We start from the raw sequence: 13,804 nt of genomic DNA on the forward strand, positions 1-13,804 counted from the left end.
CTTCAGATTTCGCTGTCAGTGTCATGCCCCGCGAAGGCGGGGCATCCAGTACTCTCCAGCAGCGCGGATTGAACCGAGGGGCCGCGGCGTACTGGATCACCCGCCTTCGCGGGTGATGACACTGAGCATGAGGTTAGACTTCGCTTCATCTCACGCCGTATGCGCCTTGTAGGCGGCTTCATCCATGAGGCCGCCGAGCTCGCTTCTGTCGGCCATCTTGATCTTGAAGAACCAGGCCTTGCCTTGCGCGTCCGAGTTCACCAGCGCCGGCTCGGCCGCGAGCTCGGCATTGGTCTCGAGCACTTCGCCGGTAACGGGCGCGTAGACGTCCGAGGCAGCCTTGACGGATTCGACGACGGCGGCGGCTTCGGCCTTCTTCAGCGCGCGGCCGACCTTGGGCAGCTCGACGAACACGACGTCGCCGAGCTGCTGCTGCGCGTAATCGGTGATGCCGACGGTGGCGACATCGCCGTCGATCGCCAGCCATTCGTGATCAGAGGTGTACAGCGTCGTGGTCATTTCGAATCCTCAGCGTTTGTAGGTGTTCTTGACGAAGGGCATGGCGGCGACCTGCAAGGGCAGTCGCTGGCCGCGCACCTCGGCGAAGAGTTTTGTGCCAAGCGCGCTCAGATTCGTGGGCACGTAGCCCATCGCAACCGGCGCATTCAGGCTCGGGCCGAAGCCGCCCGAGGTGACTTTTCCGATCGGCTCGCCGCCCGCGTCATTCGCAAACAGCAGCGCGCCCTCGCGCACCGGCGCGCGGCCTTCGGCGCGCAAGCCGACGCGGCGGCGGGATGCGCCGCCATCGAAATGGGCGAGGATCTTCGCAGCGCCGGGAAAGCCGCCGGCGCGTGCACCGCCGGTGCGGCGGCTCTTCTGCACCGACCATTCTAGCGCGGCCTCGGCCGGAGTGGTCGTGGCGTCGATGTCGTGGCCGTACAGGCAGAGCCCGGCTTCCAGCCGCAGGCTGTCGCGGGCCCCGAGGCCGATCGGCAGCACGTCGGGATTTTCCAGCAGCATCTTTGCGAGGCGTTCGGCATCGCCTGCTGGAACCGAGATCTCGAAGCCGTCCTCGCCGGTGTAGCCGGAGCGCGAGACGAAGCACTTGATGCCGGCAACCTCGTGCGGGCCGGCGTCCATGAACTTCATGCCTGATACCTCTGCACAGAATTTCGCCAGCGCCGCTTCCGCCTTCGGGCCCTGCAACGCGATCAGCGCGCGGTTGGCAAGCTGCTCGATCACGCAGGCGTCGGACAGGTTCGCGCCCAGATGCGCCTCGTCCTGGGCTTTGCAGGCGGCGTTGACGACCAGGAACAGGTGATCGCCGAAATTGGCGACCATCAGGTCGTCGAGAATGCCGCCGTCGTCATTGGTGAACTGGGCGTAGCGCTGCCGCCCTGCGGCGATCGCCACGATGTCCTGCGGCACCAGCCGCTCCAGCGCGCGGGCGGCGTCCTCCACATTGCCGGATTTCGGCCGGAGCGCGAGCTGGCCCATGTGGGAGACGTCGAACAGGCCCGCTTTGGTGCGGGTATGGAGGTGCTCTTTCAAGACGCCCGCGGGGTACTGCACGGGCATGTCATAGCCCGCGAACGGCACCATCTTGCCGCCCAGGGACACGTGAAGGTCGTAGAGGGGGGTACGTTTCAGTGAGTCTTGATCGTGCGCTAGCATCTTGAGGGCCCTCGGCGGTTCCCCGGGGAGGATTCCCCGATGGACACCAGTCGAAGCCCCATCTGTCGCTGTGCCTGAGAGTATTATCCCGTCGGCGGACGCTGTCCGGGCCTAGACCCGTCGGCGACTCTTTCCAGATGCTGTCAAAGCCACGCGGTCCTTTTGCCTGAGAGTTTCCGGGGCGGTTGCTCCTTCGGCGCCGGCACCCAATGCCGGTCTCTCCCGACGTGGCCGTACGATACAGATGGGTAGAGACCACAGCGGAGCCAAGCCTGTCAACGCGTCCGCGCGCCCTATCCAACGAGATTGCGCGCCTGCGGCAACCCTCTGATCTCCCTGCACAGTTTCTGGACAGCGAAGCTGGCCTTGTCTAAAAGCGCTTTGGCCCGCAGATATCAGCCTTAACGGTCCGGTTTGGACCGCGAAAAGCGGGCCCAAGCATACCCGATTGGATGAACATGAGCGGCGTCAACGAGATCAGGTCGACCTTTCTGAACTTCTTTGCCGAGAACGGCCACGAGATCGTGCCGTCCTCGCCACTCGTGCCGCGCAACGACCCGACGTTGATGTTCACCAATGCCGGCATGGTGCAGTTCAAGAACGTCTTCACCGGCGTCGAGAAGCGGCCCTATCAGCGCGCCACCACCTCGCAGAAATGCGTGCGCGCCGGCGGCAAGCACAACGACCTCGACAATGTCGGCTACACCGCGCGCCATCTCACCTTCTTCGAGATGCTCGGCAATTTCTCGTTCGGCGATTACTTCAAGGAGCGCGCGATCGAGCTCGCCTGGAAGCTGATCACGAGCGAGTTCGGGCTGAAGAAGGACAAGCTGCTCGTCACCGTCTACCACACCGACGACGAGGCGGCCGGTCTGTGGAAGAAGATCGCCGGCTTCTCCGACGACCGCATCATCCGCATCCCGACCTCGGACAATTTCTGGGCGATGGGCGACACCGGGCCGTGCGGCCCGTGCTCGGAGATCTTCATCGACCGCGGCGAGCACATCTGGGGCGGTCCTCCCGGCTCGCCGGAAGAGGACGGCGACCGCTTCCTCGAATTCTGGAATCTCGTGTTCATGCAATACGAGCAGGTGACGAAGGAGGAGCGCGTGAATCTGCCGCGTCCCTCGATCGACACCGGCATGGGCCTGGAGCGCATGGCCTGCATCCTCCAGGGCGTCGAGAGCGTGTTCGAGACCGACCTGTTCAAGAACCTGATCGACGCGGCCGCGTCCGCGCTCGGCAGCGGCCCGAACGAGCAGAACGTCGCCTCGTTCCGCGTCATTGCCGACCACTTGCGCTCCTCGGCCTTCCTGGTCTCCGACGGCGTGCTGCCCTCGAACGAGGGCCGCGGCTATGTGCTGCGCCGGATCATGCGCCGGGCGATGCGCCATGCGCAGCTCTTGGGTGCCAAGGAGCCGCTGATGCACCGGCTGGTCTGGGCGCTGGTGCGCGAGATGGGCCAGGCCTATCCGGAATTGATGCGCGCGGAAAAGCTGATCGAGGAAACGCTGCGGCTGGAAGAGACCCGCTTCCGCAAGACTCTGTCACGCGGCTTGGCCATTCTCGACGAGAAGAGCGCCGGTCTGAAGAAGGGCGACATGTTCGACGGCGACGTCGCCTTCACGCTCTACGACACCTACGGCTTCCCGCTCGACCTGACGCAGGACGCGCTGAAGTCGCGCGGCATTGGCGTCGACCAGGCCGCGTTCACCGACGCGATGGAGCGCCAGAAGGCCAAGGCGCGCGAGTCCTGGAAGGGCTCGGGTGAGGCGGCCTCCGAGGCGATCTGGTTCCCGCTGCGCGAGAAGCTCGGGGCGACCGAATTCCTGGGGTACGAGACCGAGAGTGCCGAAGGCGTGGTCTCGGCGCTGGTCAAGGATGGCGCCGAGGTGACGAGCCTCAAGGCCGGCGAGACCGGTGCGATCGTGCTGAACCAGACGCCGTTCTATGCGGAGTCCGGCGGCCAGGTCGGCGACACCGGCGTGCTCTCGGGCGAGGGCGGCATCAAGGTCCGCGTCACTGATACGCAGAAGAAGCTCGGCGATCTCTTCGTCCATATCGGCACGGTCGAGAGCGGCGAACTGAAGCTCGGCACGGCGCTGCAGCTCGAGGTCGATCATTCCAGGCGCTCGACCATCCGCGCCCATCACTCCGCGACCCACATCATCCACGAGGCGCTGCGCCAGGTGCTCGGCGATCACATCGCCCAGCGCGGCTCGATGGTCGCGCCGGACCGGCTGCGCTTCGACTTCGTGCATCCGAAGCCGATCACGGCGGAGGAACTCGCCCGGGTCGAGGACATCGCCAACGACGTGGTGCTGGAGAACGACGAGGTCACCACGCGCGTCATGGGCGTCGACGAGGCCCGTGAGGCCGGGGCGCGCGCGCTGTTCGGCGAGAAATACGGCGACGAGGTCCGCGTCGTTTCGATGGGCAGGACCGCGCGCGAGCGCGGCGCCAATTCGCTCGGCTGGTCGGTCGAGCTCTGCGGCGGCACCCATGTGAAGCGCACCGGCGATATCGGCCTGATCACGGTCACGAGCGAGAGCGCGGTCGCCTCCGGCGTGCGCCGCATCGAGGCGCTGACGGGCAACTACGCGCGAAAACATGCCAACGACACCATGGCGCTGGCGAAGATCGCGGCGAACGAGCTGCGCACCTCGCTCGACGACGTGCCGGCGCGCATCTCGGCGCTGATGGAGGAGCGCAAGAAGCTCGAGCGCGAACTCTCCGATGCCCGCAAGAAGCTGGCGATGGGCGGCGGCGCCGCAGCCGGCAACAACGGCGCAGCGTCGGGCGTGCGCGAGGCCGGCGGCGTCAAGCTGATGGCGCGTGCGGTCGAAGGCATCGAGATGAAGGATCTCAAGAGTCTCGCCGACGACGGCAAGAAGCAGATCGGCTCCGGCGTCGTCGCCATCGTCGGCGTCACCGGGGACGGCAAGGCCGGAATCGTGGTTGGCGTCACGCAGGACCTCACCGCGCGCTTCAATGCCGTGAATCTCGTGCGCATCGCCTCCGAGGCGCTCGGCGGCAAGGGCGGCGGCGGCCGGCCCGACATGGCCCAGGCCGGCGGCCCCGATGGCGCCAAGGCGTCCGAGGCCCTGAGCGCGATCGAAAAAGCGATGGCGGGCGCGTAAGGCGCGCGTCGCCAGGGTCGTCTCACCTGCTTCAATGGCATCGGCGTGGCGCCTTGATCGCGCCGCGCGGTTCGGCCCGTAAAGCGGTCAGCCCTTCTTCAGGAAGACGTAGTCAGCCGAGTAGGGCACGCTCCTGAATTCGCCGGCCTTGTCGCAGGCACCGTCGAGCTTGCCGCCATGGGTGTTGATGCGCTGGACCGTGGTCTCGGGCGTGAGTGCGCCGCTGCCGCGATGCGAGGTGACGTCCAGTTTCAGCCAGGGAATGTCGGCTGCGGTCGCGCCCGGCGCATTGCCGGCGGCTTTACCCGTCACCGCGCTGCCGTCGGCGAGCCCCCAGTTCGGCCCGGCACAGTGTGATCGGCATGGCGCATCTCCGCGCGAGGGCCACAGAATTGAAAAAGGGCCGCGCTTTGGCGCGGCCCTTGATCATGTCTGGCCCAGTCGGGCGAAATTGCAGACAGCTTATGCCGCCAGCTCTTTCGTGAGGTTCTCGGCGACCTTGTCGAGGAAGCCGGTGGTCGAGAGCCAGCGCTGGTCGGCGCCGACCAGCAGCGCAAGGTCCTTGGTCATATAGCCGGCCTCGACGGTGTCGACGCAGACCTTCTCCAGCGTGGCCGCGAACTTGGCGAGCTCGGGGTTGTTGTCGAGCTTGGCGCGGTGCGACAGGCCTCTCGTCCAGGCGAAGATCGACGCGATCGAGTTGGTCGAGGTCTCCTTGCCCTTCTGGTGCTCGCGGTAGTGGCGGGTCACGGTGCCGTGTGCAGCTTCCGCCTCGACAGTCTTGCCGTCGGGGGTGAGCAGCACCGAGGTCATCAGGCCGAGCGAGCCGTAGCCCTGCGCGACCGTGTCGGACTGCACGTCGCCGTCGTAGTTCTTGCAGGCCCAGACATAGCCGCCGGACCATTTCAGCGCCGAAGCGACCATGTCGTCGATCAGGCGGTGCTCGTAGGTCAGGCCCTTGGCGTCGAACTCCTTCTTGAACTCGCGGTCGAAGATATCCTGGAAGATGTCCTTGAAGCGCCCGTCATAGACCTTGAGGATCGTGTTCTTGGTCGACAGGTACACCGGATAATTGCGCAGCAGGCCGTAATTGAAGGAGGCGCGGGCGAAGTCGATGATGGAATCGTCGAGATTGTACATCTCCATGGCGACGCCGGCGCCGGGCGCCTTGAACACTTCCTTCTCGATCACGGTGCCGTCCTCGCCGACGAACTTCAGCGAGAGGGTGCCCTTGCCGGGGAACTTGATGTCGGTGGCGCGGTACTGGTCGCCATAGGCGTGGCGGCCGATGATGATCGGCTTGGTCCAGCCCGGAACCAGGCGTGGCACGTTCTTGCAGATGATCGGCTCGCGGAAGATCACGCCGCCGAGGATGTTGCGGATGGTGCCGTTCGGCGACTTCCACATCTGCTTGAGATTGAACTCCTTCACCCGAGCTTCATCCGGGGTGATGGTGGCGCACTTGACGCCGACGCCGACCTTCTTGATCGCCTCGGCGGCGTCGATCGTCACCTGATCATTGGTGTGATCGCGGTATTCCATGCCCAGGTCGAAATAGAGCAGCTCGACATCCAGGAACGGGTTGATCAGCTTGTCCTTGATGTACTGCCAGATGATCCGGGTCATCTCGTCGCCATCGAGCTCGACGACGGGATTGGATACCTTGATTTTTGCCATGATCGGGGAAGCCTCTTGGGAACGGCGCTTTCGGCGCGCCACGGGAATATCCGCCGCCTCTTAGCACCTGATAGCAGCGGGCGAAAGCCAAGGGATTATGCACTTTTAGCTCATCCAGCTTGCGCAGGCGAGGAGCGGCCGGCCGGGCCTCGGCCCGGCCTTCGGGCCCGTTTCGGGCGAGATTCAAAAGTCGAATCCAAGTCGTTATTTCCCTTGAGAATTTTGTCAGGACAGGCAAACGACAGGCGGGCAGCGCCCGAGCCGGCCGGTCGCCGACTTGAATCGATTCCTAAAAACGGCCTCGCCAAAGCCCTTTAGAGCAAGGCCCTGAGAGACAGTGTGAAAGCAAAGCGAGATGTCGGGGACTGACAAGAGCAAGGCCGGCCTTACCCTCGACGGTCCCATCGTGATCCTGGTCGAACCGCAGCTCGGCGAGAACATCGGCATGGCCGCGCGCGCCATGGGCAACTTCGCCCTCGACCGGTTGCGCATCGTCAACCCCCGGGACGGCTGGCCCAACATCGCGGCCCAGCGGGCCGCGGCCGGCGCCGACCACATCCTGGAAAAGGTCGAATTGTTCGGCACGGTGGCAGAGGCGGTCGCCGATCTCGACCTCCTGTTCGCCACCACCGCACGCCCCCACGACCAGGCCAAGCCCGTGGTCGGGCCGGAGGCGGCTGCCACCGAGATCGCAGGTTACGTCGCCTCTGGTGGAAAGGCCGGCATCCTGTTCGGCCGCGAGCGCTGGGGTCTGACCAACGAGGAGGTCGGGCTCTCCAACCGCATCATCACCTTCCCGGTCAATCCGGGCTTTGCCTCGCTCAACCTCGCCCAGGCCGTGCTGCTGGTCGGCTATGAATGGTTCAAGCGTGCGACGTCGGGCGCGTTGCCGCACGCCATGCCTGAAAGATCCGAGCGCGCCTCGCAGCACCAGATGCAGGCCTTCTTCGAGAACCTCGTGCGCGAGCTCGACAAGGTCGAGTTCCTGCGCCCGGCCGAGAAGCGCGACACCATGCTGGTGAACCTGCGCAACATCTTCACCCGGATGGAGCCGACCAAGCAGGACATGCACACCCTGCACGGCGTGATCATGGCAATTGCCGAGGGGCGCAAGGGTCCGGCCAAGGGCGGCGTACTCGACGGCGAGCAGGCCACGCGCCTGCGCGCGCTGCTGGCCGAGCACGGGCAGGGCCGCGGCGTCCCCGACAGCGGCTCGACCGTGCGCGGCCTTGCCCGCCTGCTCCGCCGCAACCCGACCGACGCCGAACGCCTGCTCTGGCAGGCGCTGACGCGTGATCGCCGCTTCGCAGGTGGGTTCAAGCGCCAGACTCCCGTGGGGCGCCACATCCCGGACTTCGTCTCCTTCCCGCACCGGATCGCGATCGAGCTGGTGAACCCGGGCGAGGGGGAGGCGATTGCGGCCGATCGCGCGGCGCGGCGGGCGTGGCTGGAGGCGCGAGATTATCGCGTGCTCGACATTCGGGCCGTGGATGTGGAGCGCGATCTCGAGGCGGAGCTGGTGCGGCTTGCCGAGATGTTGGGACAGTAGGTTCAGTGGGCCGCGCTGTCATCGAAGCGGGCGGATGCGGCGATGATGGCGGCAAGCAGCGCGGCGATCAGGATGATGGCCAGTGCGGCTGTCCACCCATAGGCCTCAACGGCACTTCCGACCGCGACAGGTCCGGCCACCTGGCCGAGATTGCTGCCCTGCATCACCAGTCCGGTGACCACAGGAATGAGTGCGGCGGATGGCGCGAGCAAGGGGATCGATGAGATCAGGACGGCCGGCATCAGGCCACCGACCGCAGCGAACAGGATGCACAGCAGAAGCGTGGGCGTATCGCCGAAGATCTGCAGGAAGATGCCAGGAGCTGAAAAGCCCATGGCCAGACAGGCCGCGAAGATCAGCACTGAACGCCGGGCACCGCGCGCGAGCAGGTAGCCGGCAGCGACATTGCCGATGATGTTGCTTGCGGTGGCGAGGGCACTGAGCATGCCGGCCGTGCCATGGGGGATGTTCATCCGTTCCATCAGCAGCACCGGGAGGAAGCTGAACAGCGCGAAGAACATCAGGCTGTAGAGGACAAAACATCCGGCCAGCAGAAGCGGGCCCTTGCTTGCCGCCACGTACACGGCATCGGACATCGTCCGTCGCCACGATGCCGGGGTGCGCTTCGGAGCGGCCGGAATACTCATCCACGCGGCCACGATGGCGATCGCTGCAGGACCGGCGCTGCCCCACCACAGTGCGCGCCAGTCGCTGAAGAACGTCCCGACGAGCATCGCGAGCGCAATGCCGGCCGGCATGAAGCAGCTCCACAGGGCAAGCGGAACGTCCTGTTGCCCGGACGGGACTGCTCTGTTCAGGATCGCCGGACCCGCAACAATGATCAGAAGAAATCCTGAGCCTTCTACGATGCGCGATGCGAGAAGCACCGCATAGTCGGTTGCGAGCGCGCCGATGATGGCGCCAAGGATGAGCAGCCCGAGGCCGACAATGAGACTTCGCCGATCTCCGGCGCGAGCCACGAGGGAGCCGGCGGGGATACCGCCCAACAGGCCGAGAACAGCGATGATCCCGGTCAGCCAGCCGGCAGCGGCGAGGTCAAGGCCCAGATCCTTTTGCAGCATGGGCGTGGCGATCGCAGCCTTCCCCACCTGGATCGCGGCGACGGCGCCGGAGCCCACGACGATGCTCACCACATGCCAATGCCGATCTCGCAAGGACGAGGCAGGTGCTGCCGCCGCCATCAGGCCGCCTCCGTGAGCCGCCCAGCGGCCAGGGCGCGAGCGATCTCGGCGACATGGCGTCCCTGAAAGCGTGCCCCGGCCAGTTCGTTGGCGCTTGGACGACGATCCCCGCCGCTGCCGTCGTCGGCGAGGGTCGATGCGCCGTAGGGCGAGCATCCGGTGACCTCGTCCATGCGCATCTGTCCCTTGAATGTGTAGGGCAGCCCGACCACGACCATGCCGAGGTGCAGCAGCACGCTGTGCACGGACAGAATGGTGCTTTCCTGGCCGCCATGCTGGCTGCCCGTCGATGTGAAGACGCTGCCGACCTTGCCCACGAGCTTGTTCTCGAACCACAGGCCGCCGCACTGGTCGAGGAAGTTCTTCATCTGCGCGGCCATGTTCCCGAAACGCGTCGGGGTGCCAAGGATGATCGCGTCGTAGTCCGGCAATTCGGCCACGGCGGCGGTGTCGGCGCGTTGATCGACCTTGTATCCGGCCCTCTGCGCGACGTGGTCGGGAACAATTTCCGGCACGCGCTTGATGGCGACTTCGGCTTCGGCCTCCCGTGCACCCCGGGCCATCTCTTCAGCCATCGTCTCGATGTGACCGTAGGACGAGTAGTACAGCACCAGGACCTTCGTCATTTTGCTTCCTCGCTCTCAGGTGGGGGCTAGCAGCCAAAATAGGTCTGTGCTTGATCAGCGGTAGCGCGATAAGATCGATGAGTTCGATCGATTGGATAGATCATGCTGGATGTGCTGACGCTTGATCAGTTGCGAACATTCGTGACGGTGTCGGAAAGCGGGAGCTTTCGCTCGGCGGCCGCTCGGCTGTCCCGTGTTCAGTCCGCCATCAGCCATGCCATCGCCAATCTGGAGGCCGAGCTGGGTCTTGCGCTGTTCGATCGCACGGGTCATCGGCCCGTCCTGACGCCTGAGGGACAGTCACTGCTCGCGAACGCACGTGACATTCTTCTCAGAGTGGATGCGATGCGGGCGAGAGCCCGGGGCCTTGGCGAGGGAGTCGAGCTCGAGCTTTCCTTGACAATCGACACATTGTTTCCGATCGGCATGGTCGGTGCGGCATTGACGAAGATGCGCGCTGCCTATCCCTCGGTTTCGATCAGGCTTGCGGTCGAGCCGCTGGGTGGACCGATCGCCTCGCTGATCGACAAGCGCAGTTCGCTCGCGATCGTGGTCGGCGAGGATTTCCGCGACCCGCGGATCGCAGTCGAGGCGGTCTCGTCGGTCGAGCAGGTTGCCGTCGTTTCCGTTGAGCACCCATTGGCGAGGCGGCAATCGCGCAACAGGATCAGCCTTCAGGATCTGGCCGATCATCTGCAGATCGTTCTGTCCGATCCGACGCCGCTGACGGAAGGGCGCATGTTCGGTGTGCTTTCGCCCCAGACCTGCCGGGTCACCAATCAGGACACCAAGCATGCGATGATTCTCGCCGGTCTCGGCTGGGGCCGCCTGCCGTTCTGGCTGGTGGAGCGCGATCTGAGGGAAAGGCGCCTCGTGCGCCTTGCCACCACCGCCCTCGGACGGCGCAGCCAGGTTGCCGCAGAAGCCTATCTCGCGCACCGGCTGGACCAGCCGCTCGGACCAGCCGCGCTGGCTTTTCGCGAGGCCTTGTTGCAGATCGCCGAGGCGTAGGCGGACACGGCTCGAGGCGCGTCGCGTGCTCGACATTAGGGCAGTGGATGTGGAGCGGTGATCTGGAGGCGGAACTGGTGCGGCTTCAGGGGATGATGGCCAAGTCGGCCTGAGCATCGGGCCGCACGGACCCGTCGCCTGCAAGTGCGCAACCAAGGGCTGTGCATAGACAAGATTGGTTGCTATGAAGTCTCTGGAAATTGAGTGGGGACTGCATGTTTGGAAGGATCGGCCGCGCAGGAGTTCGTGCGGCAGCAAGCTTCGGTGTTGTGGCGCTGACGGCCTTGCTCGAAATGTCAGGCGCTCGCGCGGAAATGCCGTTGGCTTCCAAGTGTAACGCGGTCGGCAATTTCAGCCTCGATGACAGGATCGCAGGCTGCACCGCCATCATTCAGGCGGCGGGGACGGGCATGCAGCAAGGTGTGGTCATGGCGCGCTTCCGCCGCGCCATGTTCTACCGCCAGAAGGGCGAGATCGACCTTGCGATAGCGGACTACAACGAGATCATTGAGCGCGATCCGGGCAATCTGAACTCCCGCATCGCGAGGGCTTCTGCGCTGATCCAAAAGCGAGAGCCCGAGGCTGCGCTGCTTGATTATGCCAAGGTGATCGAGCTCGATCCGAAGAATACCTACGCCTATATCGGACGTGCTCACGTCTATTCGGCGAGACGCGACTTCGTCCGTGCCATCGCCGATTATGATCAGGCCCTTCTGATTCATCCGGACAATGTCATAGCGCATGTCGAACGAGGCCTCTCTTACGTCCGGAATGGGGATCCCGATCGGGCCATGGCTGACTGCGATCGTGCGGTCGAGATCAGCCCGCAAAACGGTGGAGGCCAATTGTGCCGCGGTCGAGTTTACTTCGCAAAGGGTAAGAGAGAGCTCGCGTTGGCCGCACTGGATCAAACCATCCAGATCAAACCCAGAAGCGAGAATTTTTACTACTTCCGAGCCGAATCCTTTTCTCAACTGGGTGAACTCGACCGCGCGATCGCCGACTATGACCGGATCATCGAGCTAAACCCACAGAGCCGGTCTGCCTATGGTTGCCGGGGCGTCGCCTATTTTCAAAAGGGTGATTACGATCGCGCCATTGCCGATTACAATCAGGTGATCCAGCTGGCACATAAGGGTCAAGGAAACACCGGCGATCGGCAGAGTCAGCTTCAAGGTCAGGATGCAGATCCCATTTCTGCGTCCGTCGCAGGTGAATCGATTGCGCTCGCGTCCACGGATGGCCCCGTGCTCCGCGCTCGGGGTGGGGCCTACCACGCGAAAGGGGAGCTTGACCGCGCTATCGCAGACTTCGATGACGCGATACGCCTCAACCCCAAGGATAAGGATGCATTCGGGCTCCGCGCCAACGCGTACAAGGCCAAGGGGGACTTCGGCCGCTCGCTCGAGGACTACGATCAACTCGTGCAGCTCGATCCCAAGGATGCGCGCGCCTACTTTCATCGTGCGAGGCTCTATTGGCAGACCGCTTCCTTCGCCCAATCGTTGACCGATCTGAATCAGGCGATCGAGCTCGATCCGAAAGGTGCCTATCCAGTCATCTGGCGCGAAATTGTTGCAAGGCGCAGCGACCAACCGAGCCGGCTGAGCGAGGCTGCAAAGCGGCTCGACGCGACGAAATGGCCCGCGCCGGTCGTCAACCTCTTCCTGGGTACGACGACGCCGGAGCAAGTGCGCAGCGCAGCGGACGATGCCGACCCGGCGAAGAAGAAGGGGCAGGTCTGCGAGGCGAATTTCTATATTGCCGAGCGAGCCCTGCAGAGCGGCTCCAGGGAAGAGGCGTTAAAACTGTTCGAGCAGGCGGCTGCCGATTGCCCGAGGACCTTTATCGAGAAGTCGGCCGCCGACGTCGAGCTTGCCGCGCTGCGAGCGAGCCGCTGATCGAGCGGACGGGTCCGTAGGCGGGCAAATCAAAGCTTACAGTTGAGACGGAATGGTGGGCACGGCGCGTCGCGCCTTTGCCCACCCTACGAAGTCATCGTAGCCCGGATGGAGCGCAGCGCAATCCGGGACAGTGTCCCCGTTACGAAGCAAGAACCGTCACACGGCCTCCAACTGCTCCGCCGCGCGCTTCTTCTTCGCCTTGGCCTGGCCGAGCAGGGGGCCTGCCGTAAGCGCCGCGGTATCCGCGACGGCCGGGTCGCGCGAGATCATCGCGGCGACGATGGCGCCGTCGATGATGAGGCCGAGCTGGTGCGCCAGCACTGCAGGCTCGGCCGAGCCGAGCTCGCCGGCGAGCTTCTCGATGTGGCCGAGCACGATCCTCTTGTGCTTCAGCGCGATGTTGCGGAATTGCTTGGCATCCTTGTCGTGCTCGCCGACGGCGTTGATGAAGGGGCAGCCGTAGAAGCGCTCTTCGGCGAACCAGCTCTTCAGCGCGGGGAAGATGCGCGTGAGTTTCGCCTGCGCATCGCCGCCGCCTTGCTCCATGGCGCCGATGAACCATTCGCGCCATTGCTTGCCTTCGCTCTCCAGCACGGCGTTGACGAGGTTGGTCTTGGAGCCGAATAATTTGTAGAGCGTGGTCTTGGCGGTACCGGCCTCTTCGATGATCGCATCGATGCCGGTGGCGTTGATGCCGTTCTTGCAGAACAGATGCGTCGCCGCGTTGAGAAGGCGACCGCGTGCGGATTCGTCGTCGCCGGCAGCGGCGTGGGGCGGATTCTTCTTCGATGACGGCTTTGCCATGAGCGACAACTTAATCGCAGCCGCCTCGCATCAGCAAGCCGCATCTGTTCGGCGCCGAAAAGATTCGCATCCGCGCGCGCGGCTGCTCCGCCTTTGAGCAGGAGTGGGCTGACCAATCTGCAGGCAGCGACGTTTAAGCGGCTCCAAAGCCTCGCCTTTTGTTTTTCGCGAGATCTGGCACGCTCCATGCAAGGAAACAGACCGTTCGGTATCCTGC

Annotated in this window: 10 protein-coding genes, 1 pseudogene and 1 riboswitch; of the genes and pseudogenes, 4 read left to right on the top strand and 7 right to left on the bottom strand. The window is 64.5% G+C overall.

From position 1 onward, the window contains the following. Positions 1-150: 150 nt before the first annotated feature. Both gcvH and gcvT read right to left on the bottom strand, forming a co-directional pair. A complete protein-coding gene (gcvH, locus tag I6F21_RS15765; protein ID WP_225139749.1) occupies positions 151-519 on the bottom strand; it encodes a glycine cleavage system protein GcvH in 369 nt (122 codons plus the stop codon). Positions 520-528: 9 nt separating this feature from the next. Then, complete coding sequence (gene gcvT, locus I6F21_RS15770) at positions 529-1,674, bottom strand: glycine cleavage system aminomethyltransferase GcvT (protein ID WP_225139750.1); 1,146 nt, start codon at positions 1,672-1,674, stop codon at positions 529-531. 145 nt (positions 1,675-1,819) lie between these two features. After that, positions 1,820-1,909: riboswitch (glycine riboswitch) on the bottom strand. Positions 1,910-2,132: 223 nt separating this feature from the next. Between gcvT and alaS the strand changes: the two genes are divergently transcribed. Then, a complete protein-coding gene (gene alaS, locus I6F21_RS15775; protein WP_225139751.1) occupies positions 2,133-4,814 on the top strand; it encodes an alanine--tRNA ligase in 2,682 nt (893 codons plus the stop codon). 87 nt (positions 4,815-4,901) lie between these two features. Here alaS and I6F21_RS15780 read toward each other — a convergent pair. Then, positions 4,902-5,174 (bottom strand): annotated as a pseudogene (locus I6F21_RS15780) (DUF3455 domain-containing protein); the annotation flags it as partial. A gap of 102 nt (positions 5,175-5,276) precedes the next feature. Beyond that, positions 5,277-6,491: an NADP-dependent isocitrate dehydrogenase gene (locus I6F21_RS15785; protein WP_036043844.1), complete on the bottom strand. Its 1,215-nt coding sequence runs from the start codon at positions 6,489-6,491 to the stop codon at positions 5,277-5,279. Between the two features lie 355 nt (positions 6,492-6,846). On the opposite strand from I6F21_RS15785, the gene I6F21_RS15790 reads away from it, so the two are divergent. After that, positions 6,847-8,040 carry a TrmJ/YjtD family RNA methyltransferase gene (locus I6F21_RS15790; RefSeq protein ID WP_225139753.1) on the top strand — a complete coding sequence of 398 codons (1,194 nt, stop codon included), beginning with the start codon at positions 6,847-6,849 and terminating at the stop codon, positions 8,038-8,040. Positions 8,041-8,042: 2 nt separating this feature from the next. On the opposite strand, the gene I6F21_RS15795 is transcribed toward I6F21_RS15790, so the two are convergent. After that, entirely contained in the window at positions 8,043-9,242 is a 1,200-nt protein-coding gene (locus tag I6F21_RS15795) for an MFS transporter (RefSeq protein WP_225139754.1), read from the bottom strand. Next, positions 9,242-9,868, bottom strand: a complete 627-nt coding sequence (gene wrbA, locus I6F21_RS15800) for an NAD(P)H:quinone oxidoreductase (RefSeq protein ID WP_036012985.1) — start codon at positions 9,866-9,868, stop codon at positions 9,242-9,244. Before wrbA ends, I6F21_RS15795 begins: the two co-directional genes overlap by 1 nt. Positions 9,869-9,970: 102 nt before the next feature. On the opposite strand from wrbA, the gene I6F21_RS15805 reads away from it, so the two are divergent. Further along, entirely contained in the window at positions 9,971-10,879 is a 909-nt protein-coding gene (locus I6F21_RS15805) for a LysR family transcriptional regulator (protein ID WP_225139755.1), read from the top strand. A 215-nt stretch (positions 10,880-11,094) separates the two neighbouring features. Further along, a complete protein-coding gene (locus tag I6F21_RS15810) occupies positions 11,095-12,780 on the top strand; it encodes a tetratricopeptide repeat protein (RefSeq protein ID WP_225183337.1) in 1,686 nt (561 codons plus the stop codon). A gap of 159 nt (positions 12,781-12,939) precedes the next feature. Here the strand turns inward: I6F21_RS15810 and I6F21_RS15815 are convergent, their stop codons facing one another. Further along, positions 12,940-13,587 (bottom strand): TetR/AcrR family transcriptional regulator, encoded by a 648-nt coding sequence (locus I6F21_RS15815; protein ID WP_225139757.1) that lies wholly within the window; start codon positions 13,585-13,587, stop codon positions 12,940-12,942. Between the last annotated feature and the right edge of the window lie 217 nt (positions 13,588-13,804).

The sequence above is a fragment of the Bradyrhizobium sp. NBAIM03 genome (assembly GCF_020194055.1).
GTDB classification, from domain to species: domain Bacteria; phylum Pseudomonadota; class Alphaproteobacteria; order Rhizobiales; family Xanthobacteraceae; genus Bradyrhizobium; species Bradyrhizobium yuanmingense.

What these genes read in the sequence shown, in the direction of transcription:
- gcvH (WP_225139749.1), bottom strand. Translation starts at nt 519, where the DNA reads ATGACCACGACGCTGTACACCTCTGATCACGAATGGCTGGCGATCGAC.
- gcvT (WP_225139750.1), bottom strand. Translation starts at nt 1,674, where the DNA reads ATGCTAGCGCACGATCAAGACTCACTGAAACGTACCCCCCTCTACGAC.
- alaS (WP_225139751.1), top strand. Translation starts at nt 2,133, where the DNA reads ATGAGCGGCGTCAACGAGATCAGGTCGACCTTTCTGAACTTCTTTGCC.
- I6F21_RS15785 (WP_036043844.1), bottom strand. Translation starts at nt 6,491, where the DNA reads ATGGCAAAAATCAAGGTATCCAATCCCGTCGTCGAGCTCGATGGCGAC.
- I6F21_RS15790 (WP_225139753.1), top strand. Translation starts at nt 6,847, where the DNA reads ATGTCGGGGACTGACAAGAGCAAGGCCGGCCTTACCCTCGACGGTCCC.
- I6F21_RS15795 (WP_225139754.1), bottom strand. Translation starts at nt 9,242, where the DNA reads ATGGCGGCGGCAGCACCTGCCTCGTCCTTGCGAGATCGGCATTGGCAT.
- wrbA (WP_036012985.1), bottom strand. Translation starts at nt 9,868, where the DNA reads ATGACGAAGGTCCTGGTGCTGTACTACTCGTCCTACGGTCACATCGAG.
- I6F21_RS15805 (WP_225139755.1), top strand. Translation starts at nt 9,971, where the DNA reads ATGCTGGATGTGCTGACGCTTGATCAGTTGCGAACATTCGTGACGGTG.
- I6F21_RS15810 (WP_225183337.1), top strand. Translation starts at nt 11,095, where the DNA reads ATGTTTGGAAGGATCGGCCGCGCAGGAGTTCGTGCGGCAGCAAGCTTC.
- I6F21_RS15815 (WP_225139757.1), bottom strand. Translation starts at nt 13,587, where the DNA reads ATGGCAAAGCCGTCATCGAAGAAGAATCCGCCCCACGCCGCTGCCGGC.